This is a genomic window from Acaricomes phytoseiuli DSM 14247, assembly GCF_000376245.1.
GTDB lineage: Bacteria > Actinomycetota > Actinomycetes > Actinomycetales > Micrococcaceae > Renibacterium > Renibacterium phytoseiuli.
In genome coordinates this window covers 1-18016 of record NZ_AQXM01000032.1, presented here as the reverse complement: position 1 = coordinate 18016, position 18016 = coordinate 1, and the positions used below count along the sequence as shown (strand labels likewise).

General features: G+C 60.7%; 18 protein-coding genes and 1 pseudogene. 11 read left to right on the top strand and 8 right to left on the bottom strand.

Annotated features, from left to right (window positions below; translation table 11 throughout):
- Together C501_RS12070 and C501_RS0101145 are read right to left on the bottom strand one after the other, a co-directional pair.
- Nucleotides 1-2306: SdrD B-like domain-containing protein (locus C501_RS12070; RefSeq protein WP_169332105.1), on the bottom strand; the 2306-nt coding region annotated here is incomplete at its 3' end.
- Between the two features lie 785 nt (nucleotides 2307-3091).
- Nucleotides 3092-4009: a cytochrome b/b6 domain-containing protein gene (locus tag C501_RS0101145; RefSeq protein ID WP_018133802.1), complete on the bottom strand. Its 918-nt coding sequence runs from the start codon at nucleotides 4007-4009 to the stop codon at nucleotides 3092-3094.
- 662 nt (nucleotides 4010-4671) lie between these two features.
- Here C501_RS0101145 and C501_RS13470 point away from each other — a divergent pair.
- The 4 genes and pseudogenes from C501_RS13470 (at nucleotide 4672) to C501_RS14835 (ending at nucleotide 8380) form a co-directional block, all read left to right on the top strand.
- Complete coding sequence (locus tag C501_RS13470; RefSeq protein WP_018133800.1) at nucleotides 4672-6357, top strand: helix-turn-helix transcriptional regulator; 1686 nt, start codon at nucleotides 4672-4674, stop codon at nucleotides 6355-6357.
- A gap of 473 nt (nucleotides 6358-6830) precedes the next feature.
- The gene (locus tag C501_RS14675) at nucleotides 6831-7121 is read left to right on the top strand and encodes a hypothetical protein (protein ID WP_018133798.1); all 291 of its coding nucleotides are present in this window, start codon (nucleotides 6831-6833) and stop codon (nucleotides 7119-7121) included.
- 69 nt (nucleotides 7122-7190) lie between these two features.
- Nucleotides 7191-8282: pseudogene (locus C501_RS13810) on the top strand (glycoside hydrolase family 18 protein).
- Nucleotides 8279-8380 (top strand): carbohydrate-binding protein, encoded by a 102-nt coding sequence (locus C501_RS14835; protein WP_018133795.1) that lies wholly within the window; start codon nucleotides 8279-8281, stop codon nucleotides 8378-8380. The pseudogene C501_RS13810 and the gene C501_RS14835 overlap by 4 nt, the downstream one beginning before the upstream one ends.
- Before the next feature lie 75 nt (nucleotides 8381-8455).
- Here C501_RS14835 and C501_RS0101105 read toward each other — a convergent pair whose 3' ends face one another.
- Nucleotides 8456-9286 (bottom strand): crotonase/enoyl-CoA hydratase family protein, encoded by an 831-nt coding sequence (locus C501_RS0101105; protein ID WP_018133794.1) that lies wholly within the window; start codon nucleotides 9284-9286, stop codon nucleotides 8456-8458.
- A gap of 35 nt (nucleotides 9287-9321) precedes the next feature.
- Between C501_RS0101105 and C501_RS12050 the strand changes: the two genes are divergently transcribed.
- A complete protein-coding gene (locus C501_RS12050) occupies nucleotides 9322-9570 on the top strand; it encodes a LapA family protein (RefSeq protein ID WP_018133793.1) in 249 nt (82 codons plus the stop codon).
- A gap of 21 nt (nucleotides 9571-9591) precedes the next feature.
- Here C501_RS12050 and C501_RS0101095 read toward each other — a convergent pair whose 3' ends face one another.
- Both C501_RS0101095 and C501_RS12045 read right to left on the bottom strand, forming a co-directional pair.
- On the bottom strand, nucleotides 9592-10326 hold the full coding sequence (locus tag C501_RS0101095) for a class I SAM-dependent methyltransferase (RefSeq protein WP_018133792.1): 735 nt from the start codon (nucleotides 10324-10326) through the stop codon (nucleotides 9592-9594).
- Nucleotides 10327-10413: 87 nt separating this feature from the next.
- Entirely contained in the window at nucleotides 10414-11874 is a 1461-nt protein-coding gene (locus C501_RS12045; RefSeq protein ID WP_051064431.1) for a PepSY-associated TM helix domain-containing protein, read from the bottom strand.
- Nucleotides 11875-11988: 114 nt separating this feature from the next.
- Between C501_RS12045 and C501_RS0101085 the strand changes: the two genes are divergently transcribed.
- Nucleotides 11989-12591, top strand: coding sequence for a DUF5134 domain-containing protein (locus C501_RS0101085; protein ID WP_018133790.1), 603 nt, complete (start codon nucleotides 11989-11991; stop codon nucleotides 12589-12591).
- A gap of 109 nt (nucleotides 12592-12700) precedes the next feature.
- Here C501_RS0101085 and C501_RS12040 read toward each other — a convergent pair whose 3' ends face one another.
- A complete protein-coding gene (locus tag C501_RS12040) occupies nucleotides 12701-13045 on the bottom strand; it encodes a hypothetical protein (protein WP_018133789.1) in 345 nt (114 codons plus the stop codon).
- Between the two features lie 181 nt (nucleotides 13046-13226).
- On the opposite strand from C501_RS12040, the gene C501_RS14145 reads away from it, so the two are divergent.
- On the top strand, nucleotides 13227-13427 hold the full coding sequence (locus C501_RS14145; protein ID WP_018133788.1) for a hypothetical protein: 201 nt from the start codon (nucleotides 13227-13229) through the stop codon (nucleotides 13425-13427).
- Between the two features lie 204 nt (nucleotides 13428-13631).
- On the opposite strand, the gene C501_RS12035 is transcribed toward C501_RS14145, so the two are convergent.
- Nucleotides 13632-13958: a hypothetical protein gene (locus C501_RS12035; protein WP_018133787.1), complete on the bottom strand. Its 327-nt coding sequence runs from the start codon at nucleotides 13956-13958 to the stop codon at nucleotides 13632-13634.
- A 202-nt stretch (nucleotides 13959-14160) separates the two neighbouring features.
- On the opposite strand from C501_RS12035, the gene C501_RS14140 reads away from it, so the two are divergent.
- The 4 genes from C501_RS14140 to C501_RS12030 all read left to right on the top strand — a co-directional run bounded on the left by C501_RS14140 (nucleotide 14161) and on the right by C501_RS12030 (nucleotide 17560).
- Entirely contained in the window at nucleotides 14161-14388 is a 228-nt protein-coding gene (locus C501_RS14140; protein ID WP_156807561.1) for a hypothetical protein, read from the top strand.
- A gap of 212 nt (nucleotides 14389-14600) precedes the next feature.
- A complete protein-coding gene (locus C501_RS0101060; RefSeq protein ID WP_018133785.1) occupies nucleotides 14601-15260 on the top strand; it encodes a response regulator transcription factor in 660 nt (219 codons plus the stop codon).
- 89 nt (nucleotides 15261-15349) lie between these two features.
- On the top strand, nucleotides 15350-16354 hold the full coding sequence (locus tag C501_RS0101055; RefSeq protein WP_245532369.1) for a sensor histidine kinase: 1005 nt from the start codon (nucleotides 15350-15352) through the stop codon (nucleotides 16352-16354).
- A gap of 297 nt (nucleotides 16355-16651) precedes the next feature.
- Complete coding sequence (locus tag C501_RS12030) at nucleotides 16652-17560, top strand: D-alanyl-D-alanine carboxypeptidase family protein (RefSeq protein ID WP_018133783.1); 909 nt, start codon at nucleotides 16652-16654, stop codon at nucleotides 17558-17560.
- A gap of 194 nt (nucleotides 17561-17754) precedes the next feature.
- On the opposite strand, the gene C501_RS12025 is transcribed toward C501_RS12030, so the two are convergent.
- Nucleotides 17755-18016: integrase core domain-containing protein (locus tag C501_RS12025; protein ID WP_018133696.1), on the bottom strand; the 262-nt coding region annotated here is incomplete at its 5' end.

Sequence of the window (18016 nt, the reverse complement as noted above, 5' to 3'; positions counted from 1 at the left end):
TTAGCCACAGGATCAGCAACCTTGGCATACTCAATCAACGGATGAACCACCTCAATATCCGGCTCGATCAAGTAATTACGCAACGTACCCGTCGCACCATCCTTGATCTTCACTGAATACGTAATCGTCGCCGACTCACCAGCCCGCAAAGCACCAGACCAACGCACCGTCGTACCATCCAAAACCGCCGAACCCACCGACGCCGTCGGCCCATCCACCAAATCAGCCTTATCCAGCACCTGCGACATATCATCCGTCGCCACCGCATCATTCCCAGGAAGGGTGGGCAAAGGACCCGGATTACGGACGGTCACCGTATACCTCACCACATCACCGGGCTTCACCGCACTACCGGCCACCGGATCAGCAACCTTGGCATATTGGATCCGCGGAGCGGCTATAAAGCCCGCGTCCAGGGTATGGTCGTCCTCGCCGGGGTTGCCGGCAACGTATGTGGTGCGCCCTGTCTGCGGGTCCGGATTAGAGTCAATAGACCGGTTATCACCCGCAGTCTGTTTCGTGAAGCTTATTTGCGCCCAAGGAATAGGCCCAACACCCTCGACCTCCAGACTGCCGGTTTCCGGCTTCACGAACTCCACGGTGTATTCACCCCCGTTGGGGACGAACTGGCCTCCCAGGTCTTGATCGAGGGAGGAGAAATAGTATTCACCGTTCCCATCAGTGGTCCGGGTTCCGATCACCTGACCGTCTCTGAGCAGATTGACGGTGACTCCCGGAATGCGCTGCTCATCTGCGTCCTGAACCCCGTCGAGATCCTTATCGAACCACACCACGTTACCGATCTGGATAGGTGCAGGATCAGCCAGCACAGAGATATCCCCCAGGCCGTTGCCTTTACCGAAGGTGCCGATATTAAGGTTGTCCGGCACTAATTCGGCACCACGGTTTCCGCCGCGCCCAGATTGTCGGTACGGTCCGGTTCCGTCTTCAAGAGACAGGTATTGCGCTCCAGACGTATAAAACTGGTCCACAGGGTCCATCGAGGAAGTCACCACGTTGTTCTGCCGGAACAACGCAGCGACACTCCCCAAGGCGGGCTCCTGATGCAACCCCGCAACACTTTCACCGACAAAGAACTCAGATACGGCATTAGGCCCGCTAACAGGCTGGCCACCGTTATAGCTCGGGATCACATTATTAGGGCAGTCGCCTTGGCCCTCCCACTGGTAGGTGTTATCGATCTTGCAGACCATGTTGATATCACCGCCGGAGACCGCACCGTCAGCAGGCTCAGCCCCGTCGGGGAAGGAGCCTCGCCGCCCCATCTGGTCGCCGAAGCGATCCCGAAATCCTAGAATCAAGGAGCCGTCCCGGTCCAACGTAATATCTGAGAGCAAAGGCTGGGGGTAGGAAGCATAACCGAAAGCGGTCGCATACGCAGACCGCAGTTCGCGGTAATCGCTGATCCACGGGTTCCAGCTGGAGCGCACGTCCGGTTTAGTTCCAGCGGTGACGGAAAAACCACGATTGAAATTCAGAGCCTGGCTCATGATCTCCGTGAAAGAACCATTCTCGTAGACATAAACTACAGCTTTGAGATCGTCTCTGGATTGGCTTTGGGAAGCATCACAGATACCTCCGACATAGACCTTCCCATCTCGGACGCCCAGACCCATCGGACGCCATTCGCCAGAGGAGCATCCTGGGCTTGGAATGGCTACTGTCGAGAGAGGTGCAGCGGCTGTAGGACCAGTCGCATCGAACGAGACGAGCTCTTTAGTGTTCATATTGACCACATAGAGAGTCTTTCCATCTTCGGAAAGCTCAATATCGCCGAGGCTCTCCTGCCCGGGGGCGGCGAAGAAGTCATCGTCGCGACCATTAGCCATATCGTTTCCGTGAGTCGTGTCTCCGGCATTCGGAACAGTCGCGAAGAGTGAAGCACTATTACCGCTGCGAGGTGAAACATAAATCGCGCCGCTTCCACCAGGGCCATAGGCTGTCAGCCTTTTAGCAAAAGCTCCGGAGAAAACCCGATCAGTTTTATTATCATAAGCCGTACCATAAACCGTGCCGGTGCTCTCCTGCGGGGCAGTCGTCGTCGTGGGCACCTGAGCCGTGGTGCCACGCGCGGCAGACGACCAATCGACCACTGAGCGGGTTTCATTCCCCCGTTCATTGCGCTGGATAGGAATAGTCAGCTCCGGATCTTGCTGAGCGTAATCACTTGGATTCCATACCGCGGTGCGCACTGTCGCGTTCTGGTTATCCGCAACATTGACGAAGTTCACAAATGATGAAAAATCGCCGCCGGGCCTGGCGAAAGCTGGTTTGAGATAGTCCATTCCCGGTGGGATCGATACCTCTACCCGATATTGACCGCCGACTAGCTGAGACGAAGGGGCGAGCACAAAGCTGCCTTCGGTGTCAGTGACTCCCGAGACGACGTTATCCGATGGGTCGGTAACCGTGACGTTGAGACCCTGCTGCGGAAGATCCATAGCCGGGTCATAAGTTCCGGATTCAGTAAACGTGCGATTCGTCAGTACCGTGAGGGTGCCATCCCCGGGTGCCGCGATGGCGGGCTGCGAGGCCAGCAAGGCACCCACTCCGAGCACAGTGGTCATGAGAATCGTTAGCACAATAATGATCTTGCGCTTGATATCCGACCGTAGGAAATTCATAGCCTCGCCACCTCGCCCCAAAATAATTTACAACTCTGCACTGGGTTACTGGAATTCACTCAATTAACTAAAAAATAATTTCGAAGCTAGTGAGCAATTCACAAGCCTCAAGTATGACTGAGTTGAACATGAGAATCAATACCCCCAGTCAAAAATATTATATCTTTCGATTTTTTTTCTACGAGCTTCGGACGAATTATTTTCTGCACAGGCTTCGTATTTAAAGCCACTTAGACCAAGTATTTGATAAAAAATAAACTACCTGGTTTTCAAAAAACGAAGGCAGCTCAGATTTCCGCCGCAGCAGGCCCGAACATTTTCATACATATTAAAAAGGTAAATCGAATATAGCAGTTCGAAATAAAACTTCCTCTTCGATTTTAAGGTGATTCATTTAGCCTGCTAACGCAAAAACAGCGCAGCGTCGACGAGGCGACAAGGCTTGCTCAGCGAGTCACTGAGCCATTCAGGCCGGCGACAGACCGGAAGAGCAGGGGCCGGGCAGCGAACCAGGCGCCGACCATGAGGACTACGGAACCGGCGAAGATCCAGAAGCCGATCCAGCTCTCATCGTCCCTGCCCGCATACATGGTATTGAGGTTGCGTAGGGCTCCGGTCGCCAGCACCAGAGTCACGTGAACCACCACGAAGACCAGGAAGTAGATCATCACGGGTAAGTGCAATTTCCGCGCCCAGGCGATCGGGAAGATCTTCTCCACCGACTTGAAGCGCTTGGCGAGCCCGGGGGCCATCCGCAGCCCGGTCAGAAGCGCGAGCGGGGCCGCGATGAAAACGGTCGCGAAGTAGGTCAGCAGCTGCAGCCCGTTGTAATTGGCCCACCCGCTCTCCGTGGGCCATTGCAAGGAGGCGTACTGAAGCGCGGCAGACAAGGCATTGGGGAAAACATCCCAGTTGGTCGGCACGATCCGCACCCATTGGCCCGTCACCATCAGCAGAACATAGAAGATCAGGCCATTGAGTACCCAGAGCGAATCCACGGCGAGGTGGAACCACTGATTGATGCTGATCCGGACTGCGGGGTTCTTGGTCTTGAACAAGCCTTTATTGCGCCGGGTCCAATAAGCCGCAGGACGTGGCGTATTGCGGATGAGCAGCCCTGATCGGACCACGAAGACCAGCAGGAATGCGTTGAGGAAGTGCTGCCAGCTCAACCATGCGGGAATGCCCACGGGAGCCCAGCTCGGCAGGGCTCCTTTACCCGGGTAGGCGGCTAAAAAATCCTGCCCGGCGTCAGTCCCCCGGAACCATCGGGCGGCCAGGACGATCAGCAATAACAACAGCACGAGAGCGATGGCGGCGAACGCCGCCTTGACCCAGGTATTCTTGGCGATCGCCATGCTCATCAATCCTTCCGGAACAGCTGCTTCAGTCATCGTAACCGCAGTTTCGGTTATTGACTATTAACTGACTTATCGCTGACTCTCTGCTTCTGCGAACAGAATCTCATAGTGCGGACACATCGTCATCAAACCCCGCGCCTTCCAGTACGCACCGGCTAGCATGTCGGTACGACATGAGCTTCACCAAGGCAACGAAGGAGAAGACCCGAGGATGCGCACCGAACACCCGGCGATGAGCACCCTCTTGGCGCTTTCTCGCCGCGGAATCGCCGCAGCCCCGCGTGTCGCATCCCGCTTGCACACCGAGCTCAAAGGCGACACTGAACTCATCCTGGAGCTCGCCGCGAGGCTCAGCCCAGATCAACTGGCCGGCCGTACCGCGATCCAAGACCCACTGCCACTCACCCCCGGCCTAGACCATCGCACCGCCTCTATGCTCAATGAACTCAGTAAGCCTGAACAAGCAGTGCTGCTGCGGGCCGCGGTCTGCGTGCACCCCCGGACCACCGCGCTCCTCGATGCGAGCGAACTGACCATGACGGACCTCGCAGCCAGCACGATATCCCGGTACTTGAAGTTCGTAGCAGGACGCTTCGAGTTCGCAGGCCCCCGGCTTCGCTCTGCAAGCCATGAAAGAGCAACCCTCAGCGAGCGCAATACCGCGCATGCAGACCTGGCCGCGGCGTTCGCGAGCTCCGGGAATCCCGTGCTGGCGCATTGGCACCATACCCTGGAGTACCGTCGAAGGGGACAGCGAGCTGGCACCACCGCTTCTGGCTCTGGCCCAGCGGAGTTTCGATATCGGAGAGGCCATCTGGGCTCATGCCGTAGCCAGGGAAGCCGCTTGCCATGCCGAGCCGGAGCTCCAGCCGCAAGCACATCTGATCGCTGCGGAAACGGCTTTGCACGCGGGCTATCTCAATGATGCGCAGAAATGGCTCAGCGGCGCGGCGCTAGCCTCCGATCCTGCGGCAGGTCAAGCAGACCCGACACCCCAGCAAGGCTCCGGGGCATCCAGCACCGCTGACTGGCTTCGCGAGCTCGACGATCAGCGGGTACCGCTATGGCTCACCGAGATCTCCTCCTCAGACTTCGCAAATTCCGGTCAACGGCCGGATGCTGCGGCGATGCAGCAGCTCCAGAGGCATCGCGGCCGGATCCTCAAGGCGTTTCAGCTCTGCGAAGAAGACGACTTCGATGCAGCGCTGGCGCAACTGGCCCAGCCGTTAGCCGCGGCAAGCGCCTCCGCTTCCGCGACTCCCCTACTTCGCTCCCTGCGGCGAACCGCCCGTGCCCTGGTGCTCACCTGGGCCGGCCGGTTCCCGGAAGCACTGACAAGCCTCCAGGACGCTCTGTTCAACGGCCCCGGCGAGCTCGTGCTGGGTGGAATCGCCGGCGAGCTTTCAGCCCGGCTGGAACTGCTCACCTCGGGCGAGCCCAGCGCACTTAGCAATAGCCTCTTCCGGCTTCCCGGAAGTCATCGGGACCCTGTCGAGCTGCTCCTGGACCGGTCGATGAATGCCCGTTTCGAAGGTCATGCCCAAGAAGCTGCAGCGTTCCTGGATGTAGCTTCCGGGCATGCCTCCGGGGATGATCCAGGCACCGAGCCCAGCTCCCAGCGGCGATCCTTCTTCCTCCCCTCCGCCAGTGCTGCCGACCCGGTGCTCAACGGCATCGGCCGCTCCCTGCGGCAGCTCGCACTCACCAAACTGCGCTATCAGATCACTGCCGATCGACAGCTTCCGGAAGAGCAGCTGGAGTCCTTGGCCAGTGAGCTGAACACCCTCGGCCGCCCTCCTGCCTCTTCCTTTGACCGCGGCCTGGCTGAACTGGAACTAGGGCTGGCCTTCGCCCACCGGGAACCAGCTCCGGCACCGAACGGTGGGGATAAACGCCTAGTCCACGTACGGCGGCATTTGATCGCCGCAGGGAACTCCTTTGAGAACTGCGGATCCTCGGCTTGGCAGCGGATCGCTGAACAAGAACTCGCTGATATCAACGCCGCTCTTGATATCCCCCGAGTATCGGTGCCACGGCCGACAGGAATACCCGCAACCTCCTTCCCCCCGACTTTGGAAACTGCCAGAGCCGAAGCGTCAGCAGTCACTCCGTCGCCTGTATCGCCTGAATCAGCTGATCACCGTCCGGACCCGTTCGCCGGGCTCACAGAGCGGGAAGCAGAAGTGGCCGCGTTCGTCGCCGCCGGGCTGCCCAATCGGGAGGTCGCGCAGAAGCTCCACCTTTCGGTTCGCACAGTGGAAGTCCACCTCAGCCGGGTCTTCACCAAACTGGGTTTGCGTTCTCGAGTCGAGCTGAGCATCCTGGCGCACCGGATAACGGATGAGCACTGATCGCAGGCGCCCGGCTACGTATTTTCACTTAGATCAGCCCGAGCTGAGGCAAGCCCATGAGCTCCGCAGAAACGGGGAATGACGGCGGGGCGCTGGCCTCCGATGAAACCTGGAATGTGTGGATTGTACGGACGCGGTGCCGCATCGGCTTTCTCTACGCTGTGGATACCGAACGAAACAGCTGAGTTGAGAGCCCCCCCAAGAGACCCCCCGTTGAATCAGCCCGAAGAAGTGCATGCCCCCCTCTCTCAGCACAGCTGACCATAACCATCCGGACCACAGGTCACACGACAGGAGACCGATCATGCCCAGCTCCCCCCTTCCCCCCTGATCCATCTGATTCATTTCCGGGTGTTTCAGCTCGGCCTCCGTCCAGCCAGCATCGGGAACACACCGACCAGAGGCGGCTGCGCCCGCTCGGCACGGCTTTCGCGGGGCTGACCGCGCTCGCCCTCGCCGCCGGCCTGATCGCCGTGAGCACAGCGAGCTCCACGCCCGCAGCCACGGCCGCCGAGCAGAGCGGCACGATCAACGGCTACCGCAATGTCGGCTACTTTCCGCAATGGGGCGTCTACGCCAGGGACTTCAAGCTCAAACGGCTCCAGGACTCCGGCGGCGCGAACCAGCTGACCCACCTCAACTACGCCTTCGGCAATATCAACAATCAGAGCCTGGAGTGCTTCATGGCCAATAAGGCCCAGGGTGACGGGCCCAACGGCTCCGATGGCGCAGGCGACGCCTGGGCGGACTACGGCATGGGGTAGACCGCCGCCAATTCGGTCGCCGGAACCGCTGATAGTTGGGATCAGAAACTCGCCGGTTCTTTCAACCAGATCAAACAGCTCAAAGCCAAGAACCCCGGCGTCAAGGCGATGATCTCGCTGGGTGGTTGGACCTGGTCCAAGAACTTCTCCGCCGCGGCGGCCACTGATGCCTCCCGGAAGAAGTTCGTCTCCAGCTGCGTGAACCTCTACCTCAAAGGGAATCTGCCCGTGATTGACGGGCGCGGCGGCCCTGGTTCTGCTGCGGGGGTCTTCGATTGCATCGATATCGACTGGGAATGGCCCGGGTCCGATAACGGCAATACCGGCAATATCGTGGACCCGGTGAACGACCGGGCCAATTTCAAGCCGCTGCTCAAGGAATTCCGCACCCAGATCGATGCCTTGGGAGCACAGACCGGCAAACGTTACGAACTCAGCGCTTTCCTGCCGGCGAACCCCGAAGACATCAAAGCCGGCGGCTGGAACGACCCGGAGCTCTACCAGTACCTGGACTTCGGCAATGTCCAGGGCTACGACCTCTGGGGCGCTTGGGTGCCGAACCTGATCGGGCATCAAGGCAACCTCTACGACGACCCCAAGGACCCCCGCCCGGCAAACCAGCGCTTCAGCGTGGACAAAGCGATCCGGGCCTAAACCGATAACGGCGTGAAACCGAGCCAGCTGGGGCTGGGCCTGGCGATGTACGGCCGAGGCTGGCAGGGCGTGAAGAGCTCCGCACCGTGGAGCGTTGCCAATGGTGCAGCCCCGGGAGTCTTCGAGGCCGGCAACAATAATTACGACGACATCAAGAACGTGGGCACCGACTACTACGACGCAGCCATCGGCGCGGCCTGGCGTTACGACGGGGATAAGTGGTGGAGTTATGACAACGCGCAGACTGTGAAGCAGAAAGCCGATTACATCGCCGCCCGCGGCTTGGGGGGCGGGATGTGGTGGGATCTCTCCGGCGATAAATCCTTCAGCCTCGGCGGCACGCTGGTAGAACGCCTGCGGGCGGCCCAGCCCGGGCCGGTCACCGGGACCTTGATGCCGCCGACGACTTCCCCGACCACGTCTCCGACGACCTCCCCGTCGCCGGGTAGCTGCGATGCTTTTGCCGCCTGGTTCGCCGCAGCCGTCTATACGCAGGGCAGCAGGTGAGCTACCAGGGCAAGAAGTGGCAGGCCAAGTGGTGGACGCAGAACGAAGCTCCGGGTGCCGCCGAATGGGGCCCGTGGCAACTCCTCGGCAACTGCTAGAGCTGTCAGTGGCCAAGCGCCGGGTCGGGCTGCCTGATGCAGCCCGGCCCGGCGCTTTTCCTCTGTTGAACAGGGCTACTTCCAGAGTTGGCGGGCCAGGAACCGCGGAGCGATCTGCTGCAGCCCGGCACGGCGTGCGATCGCCGCATTGCGGCCCAGGATCAGGCGCCACTGCAGGTACCGTTCCGTTCGCAGAGCCTTCCCGGGCGAGGAGCCATAAGCGACGTCGAGAAGCCGCTTCGCCGCGGCAACAGCATCCGGGGAACGGCTGGCGAGCTGATGGGCGAGCTCGACAGCGGCGAGCCCTGGGTCCACGGCGATCTCGGTGAGCAGCCCGAGGTCCTTGGCCCGCTGGGCCGTCAGCTTTTCCGCCGTCATCGTCAATCTTTTCGCCTGATCGATGCCCACGAGCTGGGACAGCGCAACGCTGCCGGTCATATCCGGGATGAGCCCCCACTGGGCTTCCATGATGGACAGCTCGGCATCGGGGTGCGCGATCCGCATATCTGCTGCCAGCGCCAGCTGTGCCCCGGCGCCGTAAGCCCTTCCGCGGATCACGGCGATCACCGGAACGGGCAGCCTCCGCAAGGACCAGAAAGCCTCTTGGAAAGCATTGGCCCCCTGCCAGGGCCGGCCGAGTAGGCTCTTCGCCACCCAGAGCCGCCGGCCGAAGACTTCACGGATGTCGGTACCGGAGCTGAAGTCCGTGCCGTTGCCACTCAGCACCACCGCCCGGATCTGACGGTTCTTCCGGATCGCTCTGGCGGCAGCCGGGATCTGGACGATGATCTGCCCGTTAATCGCGTTGAGTTTCTCGGGGCGGTTGAGTGCAAGGTGGGCTACCGGGCCGTCGAAACTCAGCTGCACCGGAGCCGCCTGGCCGTAGGACCACTGACCCTTCCTCATGTCTAGAGCCTATCCGGTTCTGAAATACTGGCTAGATGCAGAAAAACTCAGCGGAAAAATCATCCAAGCGATCCCTGCCGGCCTGGTTGCGGCCACGAGTGATCCTGAGCGTGCTGCTTCTAGTGGTGGCGCTGGTTTTCGTCATCACGAACCAAGGCATCGGTGAAGTCCAGCTGCTCCTGTGGACTGTCACCATGCCGATGTGGGCTCTGACCTTGTCCATGCTGATCCTCGGCGCCCTGATCGGCTGGCTGTTCTCCTGGGTGCGCGGCCGGGGCGATTGATCGCTGAAGAGCGGGTTCCGGCTACCGGCGCTGGAGCAGCACCACAGAGTCTTCGACATGACCGGCATGGTCTTCGTGAACGCTCTCCCGGAGCCGGATATCGGCTCTGTGGATCCGCCACTGTTCGGGTACAAGCGGTTCAGGCTCCGCGAAGAGCGCGGAGAGATCTTCCTCCGGGCTCGGGAACACAGGGGTCTGCTGGTTCTCATGGTCCGAATGCTCTGGGTGCTCAGCCTCATCAGCGCTGTCAGTGCCTTCAGCGCTCCAGGGAGCGCTGGCATGGGAGACGATGAGCAGATGGCCGCCGGGGCGAATCCGACCGGCCGCACGTTGCAGGATCCGGGCTCGCGGCATCTCCACGGCTGACTGCATGAAGCATGCCGTGATCAGATCGTATTCCGGCTCCCCAGCTTCGACACCGAAGTCCCAAACACCGAGATCCTGCACCAGCCAGCGCACCTGCTCCGGAGCGATACCCGCGGCCTCGGCTGCCTGCCGAGCGCGCTCGACCGCGGTGTGCGAGATATCGACCCCCGTGACCTGCCAGCCCTGGCCTGCGAGCCAGAGGGAATCTCCCCCTTCTCCGCAGCCCAGGTCGAGCGCCCGGCCCGGCGTCAGCTGGCTGACGACTTCGGTCATGCTCTGATTGGGCCGGCCCGACCAGATAGCGGGCGCTTCAGCGTAAAGCTGGTTCCAGAAATCAACGGGATTCTGCGGTGCGGGGTCGTGCGATGAAACATCCTGTGGCGCTGTCATCTCTCTAGAGTGAAGGTTTCCCCGCTCAAACGCACATCACTTTGCGCTTTCGGCAAACGGCCGCAAACCTCAGGCTGAGACTTGCCCTTACACCGAGGCGAAGAACTTCCTGGCTGCCGGAATCCGCCTGATCACCAGCTGATCAAGGGCCAGGATGACGAACAGGGAGAGCCCGAAGAGCGGTAAGAAGATCCCTAGGGCGATAACGGCCGCCAGCAGAATCCAGTTCGCGAAGATCGGCAAACTGGCACGCGGAGCTGCCAGCCCGGAAGCGTTGCCGCGCCGGGTCCACCACATGATCGGCGCGGAGACGCACATGAAGATCACCGCGAGGCAGAACAGCGCCGTGAGGGCCATGTTCACCGGCCCGAAGCGCCGCCCTTCATGGATCGCGATGCCGTTCGCCACGGTTTTCGACAGCACTGATAAATCGTCGTAGCTGTAGACCGCGAGGGCACTACCGGAATACTGTTCCACGTGAACGGTCTTCTGCAAGGTCACATCCGATTCGGCAGGGTTGCCGTTATTGGCCCACTGGTAGCCGTAGACGCTGAACACACCGGTCTCGCCCTCCGGGTACGTGACGAAGTAGGGCTCCGGGGCTCCTTCTGCCCGTGCTGCTATGATCGCCGTATCGATGGAGACCGGGGTTCCGGAACCGATGCTGGTGGCCGTCGGCAGATCGGCGATCTCCCATCCCGCCGGGCTCGACGAACCGTTGCCGGCCTCGATCTGCCGCTGCACGGTTTCTTTCGGCGCCGTCGACTCCGCGCCCGGGTCATCGCCCCATAGCGAATCCCCCGATTGGGCGGCGATACTGGAGGCGACGGACCCCCAAACGCCAGTCCAGGGCAGCCCGGAGACCACGAGCATCAGAATCCCCAGGCCCACGGGAAGCCCCACCAGCGCGTGCCAACTCCGCAGGCGCGCGCCTTTGCGCTTCTTCGCCACCCCCCTTTGCCGGGCCCGGCGGCCCAGGAAGAAGATAATGAAGCCGGTGATCGTCAGCACGATGGCCCAGCTCGCCCCAAGTTCCACGATCCGATCCCCTACGCCCTTATCACCCAGCAGCAAGTCCCCGTGCACCCGCTCCGCCCAGGTCGAGACGAGGTCGTCGATATGCAGGTCTCCAGTGATGGACCCGGTGTACGGATCCACATAGACGTTCCGGCTGGTTTCACCCATTGAGGTTACGAAGACCGAAGCCCGGTCCCCCGAGTTATCGGTGACGGAGAGGATGCTGCGGTCCGGGAACTGCTCCCGCACCGCGGATTCCTGCGCCGATAACGGCAACCGTTCCGCATCCGCCGGCACAGATACCGTGAGCACCCCCGGATGCGTCCAGGCATCCACTTGTGCACGGAACATATAAGTCATCCCGGAGACCGCCAAAGCGAACAGCACCGGTATCACGATGATCGAACCGTAAAAATGCCAGCGCCAGAACGCTGCGAACCAGTTCACCTTGCGGGAGCGTGCTGGAGTTTCCTTCAGCTGGGGCGATGACTCAGATGATTGCGGCAGGACTTCAGTGTCGGTGCTATTCATCGGGGGCTCCTAGAGCGGGGGGATAAAGCTAGGAAAGAGCTATTTCTACGCATTGTAGTAGCTGTGCCGCAACAGTTCTACGCGCCGTAGTAAAAAAAGTAATAAAATGACCTGGTGCTGACTCCGCCTTGGGATTTCATCCTCACTATTCTCTTCGCCCTGACCGGGATCTGGTGCGCCGTCGACCTGGCCCGCCACCGCGCCGCACTGCGCGGCTCGGACGGCGCGATCAGCCGGACCGCCATCATCGACGTGAATCACCTCGTGATGAGCGCCGCCATGATCTTGATGATCTGGATCAGCGTCGTCGACGCCGCCACCTGGGCGCAGATCGCGATCTTCGTGATCTTTGCCATCGCACTGCTGGTTAGCCTGAGTAGCTCTGAGCCTGCGGAGCGGATCTCCACCCTGGGGCATGTGGTGCTGAACGTAGCAATGATCTGGATGCTGGCTGCCATGCCGCTGCTCATGGCGGGCACGCACGCCAGCGGCGGCGAATCATCCGGCCATCACGGCGGCGGTACGGCGAGCTCTCTGCCCACTAGCACTCCTACGTGGGCCGATATCGTCAACCTGCTCTTCGTCATCGCCAGCGCGGCCGCGGCCATCTGGTGGATCGTCAGACTCATCCGGTCCCGCGGAAACCACCTGCACGATGTCTGCTACGCGCTCATGGGAGCGGGCATGGCGATCATGCTCGTGGTGATGAACGCCTGAACCTTACCCAGAAGCAACGTTTTCTGCATGCCGAATCGCAGCCAGCATATTTCTACAGATGCGATAAATTGCATTGACCGGTGACGAAGACAGGAGCGTAGGGCGATGACTAAAGGAACCTCAGCGTAGGTGGGATCCTGACCTTGACCGGCATTGTCGCGTACATCGTCTCGGGAGCCGCTAGCGCCACCTCCCTGATCTCTTTCACCTCGCCGATCGTGAATGCGTCCGGGATGGTCTTCTTCCGGTGTAGCCAGGAGAGGTGCTCCATCGGGTTGCGGAGCAAGGTCTCGTGGCGGACCGCGAGCGCGAGGGCGAGGCGGAGGACGACGCGGGCGTGCTTGGCGCGGCTGTAGCTGCGTTTGGCGAGGTGTTTGAGGAAGTGGTCGCAGCGGGCGACGCCGATCTCTCGGAGGGCGAGGTCTTTGAATGCTGGGAGGACGAGGGTGCGCATGTCTCGCTCGTAGAGGTTCCTGGGTGGTCCACGAGAGGCAGTCTTCTATCTCCATGTCCTTCCAGGAGGCGACGAGCTCAGGGAAGGGACTGTCGGCGCTCATGCCGTTGAATCCGAGCTGGTAGAGGGAGCGTTCGGCGAGTTTCCTGCTTCAGTTTCCGTTCGTCAGCAGAACGGGACTATGCCGGTGGCGATGATTCCGAAGGTGCTGATCGGCGTGCGGGGTCTACCCATGTGCGGCCTCGACCATTCTGAGAAAGGTAACGGCACCGGCGGGTTCGCGCATGGTGTCCATCCAGGCGCGGATGTCGGCAATGCCGAACATGATCCGTTTTCCGAAGCGGTAGACACGGGGCCTTTGCCGTTGGTGCGCCAATCGTAGATGGTGGAAACGGGGATGCTGAAGTAGTCGGCGAGTTCGTTGATGTTGGGGAGTGGTTCCAGCCCGTGAGGAGTGGGGGTGGTGCATCGTTCATCCCTCCAGTTTCGAAGTTTGATCTAGGGGGTGAATGCACGGCACGGCCTACACTCCAGCGACGAACTCCAGCAGCGGGCAGGATTCCGAGCCAACGGATGCAGCCTTGTGTCATGCGCCCCAGTTGGCCAAGCGCCTGCGCCGCTCACGAGTTCGGATAAGCATGAGATGAATGAGACTGACGGGCCCTATCCACAGGAACTTCAGCGCGTTCCATACGCACAGCAGAACGATCAGGTGCAGCCACCCAAGCGCACCGTTGTCGATGAGGTTCTTGGAGATACTCGCGGCCGCAGGCATGGCGCGGCAAGGAGCATCGTCGCACGCCCCATTTGAGCCCCCCCTGGTGCGGATGGCGCCGAGGAGGATGCTGGTAGACATATAGCGGCGCAGGAATGCGCGCATGTGGGCGCTGAGGTTCCAGAGTTGGCCGATCATGACGGCAATCCTCTTCTACGGGGTCTGGCGACAAAGAACCTTGAAGGACTGCCCGGAGGCCGGGCATACCATCACGCTCGGGGTGACAGTGACACACATTTGAAAGTCGCCTTGCTTGTCCTTCCGCTGTACGTCGCCCCTCTGACATCAAGAAGAGCCCGTCCACTCCGGATCAGCGCACCAGGCCGGAGCGGTCGCGTCCATGGGCCCGGCGCACGCCTGGCTCCGACGTCTGCGTCACGATGTCGCGCAGTCGTGCCAGCGCAGCGGCTGCTCGCGCGGCGGCGACCTTCTGAACATCACGGTCGGGTGCCGGGCCGAGGTGCGTCTTCGCGGTGACCTCGTAGCGGTCACGGTACGCCGCAACCGTGCGCACGTGGCTCGGCAGGTAGCTCTCCGAGCCCAACCGCTCAGTCCTAGTTCTCCCTGACGGCGCGCTCGGGGATCACGTCCGCGCGTTGAACGATGAGATCGTGACGCGCAGAAAGCGCGGCTGCATCTCGGCGCTCATCTCACCAGCAGCTTCGGGAATCAAGCCTGCAATCAGCCGGGGCGACTTGCGTGTGCGACCTGAGCCTGCCGGTCGTGCGGAGAACAACAAACGATACGTTCGCAATATGCGCCCTGGCCTAGAGTGAGGATATGCGCGTGCTGATCGTTGAGGACGAACTGTATCTTGCTGAGGCGATCCGTGATGGTCTGCGCCTCGAGGCGATTGCCGCCGATATCGCTGGTGATGGCGACACGGCCCTCGAGCTACTCTCGGTGAACGTGTATGACGTTGTCGTGCTGGATCGCGATATTCCAGGCCCAAATGGGGATCAGATCGCTCAGGAACTCACCCGCGAGATTGATAGTCCACGCATTCTCATGCTCACAGCTGCCGATCAGCTGGACGGCAAGGAGAGCGGGTTCGAGAGCGGAGCAGACGACTACCTTACGAAGCCGTTCGTGTTGCGGGAACTTGTACTGCGTCTTCGTGCGCTAGGCAGGAGGCCGGCAGTCGGAACGTCGCCGGTTCTTGAGATCGCGGGTGTGCGTCTTGATCGTTTCCGGCGGGAAGTGTCCCGCGAAGGTAGACAGATAACTCTTGCCCGGAAACAGTTCGCGGTCCTCGAGGTGTTGATGAACGCCGGCGGCGGCGTCGTCAGTGCCGAGGATCTCCTCGAGCGGGCATGGGATGTCAACGCCGATCCCTTCACGAACGCTGTCCGCATCACGATCTCAGGTTTACGCAAGCGCCTCGGTGAGCCCTGGGTGATCCAGACGGTGCCAGGCGTCGGGTATCGGATGGACACGTGAACAGGGCATCGCGGCGTGGGCGTGGGCGTGGGTTTTCGATACGGATCAAGCTGACCTTGAGCTACGCGGGTTTCCTCATAGTTGCCGGTGTGGCACTCTTCGCCGTGGGACTTCTCATGCTGCGTTTTGTTCCAGAAGAGCCGCTGTATGTCGGTGACGGGGGCGGGTTCGCACCGAGCAGGCCTGACCTGCTCGTCGTGTTTGTGCGATACACCTGGTGGGCAATTGGGGGCTTGACCGTATTCGGGCTGCTCGGCGGGTGGCTGCTCGCAGGGATCATGTTGCGCCCACTGGCAAGGATTACCGATGTCGCGCGCCGCGTCCACGACGGAGACCTTGCCCTCCGCGTCACCCTGCATGGACGCCACGACGAACTCACCGACCTCGCTGACGCCTTTGACGCAATGCTCGAACAGGTGGAACATACGATCGACGAAGAGCGCCGCTTCGCCGCCAACGCTTCCCACGAACTACGCACCCCCCATGCGATCATTCGAACCATTGTGGAAGTTGCGCAGGCAGACCCGGGCGGGCGAGACATGGGTGTCGTGCTTCAGCGCATCGGTGACACCAACAATCGGGCCATCACCTCGACAGAAGCCCTCCTGACACTCGCACGTATCGGACGAGGGACAGTGCCGCGGACATCGACTGTGGACCTGGCCCCTCTCATCGCGGCTGCGGTGGAGGAAGAATCAGCGAATGCACTGTCACGCGGCATCAGATCGGACGTGACACTGTCCAACGGAGTCGCGATGGGTGAGCGCACGTTGCTCACGTTGCTCGTGAGCAATCTGGTGCGCAACGCAGTCACGCACAATGTCGATCACGGTTGGGTTCGGATCTCGCTTACCGAGTCGTCCGCGGTTGAATTGGTCGTGGAAAACAGTGGGCCCTTGATTGCTCCCGCCGTCGTCGCCACCCTCACCGAACCATTCGTCCGCGGAACCGGTCGCGTCCGTAGCACCGGAGATGCCGGATCAGGATTAGGTCTTGCGATCGTCGCCTCTGTCATCCGTGCCCACGGTGGCGAACTCCGTGTTGCTGGTCGTGACGATGGTGGCCTGAAGGTATGTGTGACATTGCCGCGCTGACCGCTGCCCGCAGGATATGTGGTAGCAGCACGTGAGTCCGCTCAAATCGTTAATGGTTCGGAAATACAAACCACATGACATCTCCGTGCGGGTTCCAACCAGCACATGCCAAAACGCGAGCAAAAGCATGTCGTGGGCTTTTAGTTCCGCATCACTGCGGGTCTACGCTCGCGACCGGGACGTTACCCGCCGACTCACAGTGTTTTGTGTTCGATCGATGTTTGCGTGTTCGATCGAGGCCACCGTGTTGGAGGAGAATACGCTCACGATACAGGCGCACCGCAATACTCGATACACATGAGCACTCGTCGTATTACTCCAGTTCGTATCGAACTCGTCGTCGCTTTCGTCCTGATCCTCGCCACTGTTGGTGGGTTCGCACTATGGCCCGACGGACTCGTTAATAACGAGAAGGGTGTTCCGCGGACTGGGGGTGAATTCAGTTCGGTGTCGTGGCCGTCGGAAGGTGAGGCGGCAGTAGGTCTTGCAGACGGCCCCATCGCGGCGAGCTCCGGCCGCTCCTTGCCGATGGGAAGTATCGCCAAAGTTGTCACCGCCCTCATGATTTTGGAAGATCACCCTCTGAACATCGGAGAGCAAGGCCCCCAGTACAACTTCGGCTACGCCGAAGACCTTGAGTATGTGCAATACAGCCGCCGCGGACAGTCTGCACTCCCTGTTCCGGTCGGTGGGGTACTGACGCAGTATCAACTCCTTGAGGGCATACTGGTCGGGTCTGCGAGCAACTATGCTGATTTCTTGGTCCGAGAAATGTGGGGAGGCAACGACGCATTCACCACAGCGGCATCGTCATTTCTGCAACGCAACGGCCTTAACGAGATCACCATGGTCGAGCCAACCGGCTTCGACCGCCGTAACACCGCGACGCCCTCGGCGCTGATCACGCTTGGGAGACTCGCGCTCGCTGACCCGGTCATCGCGGAAATCGTCGCTAAGGCTTCGATCGATCTGCCCGGCGCAGGATACGTCGAGAACACCAATGACCTGATCGCCGACACGGGAACACTCGGGATTAAGACCGGCACACTCAACAATTACAATTTGCTGTCCGCCAAGAACGTCGATATTCCTGGCCGCGGCCAGGTGCGAGTGATAGTCGCCGTGATTGGCCAACCAGATAACACGGGCCGTGTTCGAGAGTCACGTGCGCTGTACGAACAGGGAGCTAAGCTTCTTACCCGGTGAGTACGCACTCCAGCTAGTCGACCCTGCTTTCGTTCCCTTCTTCGAGCGCGGATCGTGATGCCTTGTGAAAATGCTTCTGCAAGTACGTAAGGCTGGCCGAATGAACCGCCCTGGGTTTATTGGAGGCTCCTGGCCTTGGAAACGAGGATGGAGTCATGGTGCCGAAGCAAGGTGAATTGTCCTGGGTTTGGTTCCTAGGTTTTTGCGAGGGCGCCGGTTGGCGTTCGCGTGGGTTCGAGGCCGGCGTAGTGGGCGGTCTCGAATTCTTGGGGTGATTGGTAGCCCAGGGCGGAGTGGAGGCGTTGATTGTTGTACCACCACACCCATTCCAGTGTGGCGAGCTCTACTTCTTCCACGGTGCGCCAGGGTTTGCGTGCTTTGATCAGTTCGGTCTTATAGACGGCGTTGACGGCTTCAGCCAGAGCGTTGTCGTAGCTATCGCCACGGGAACCAACT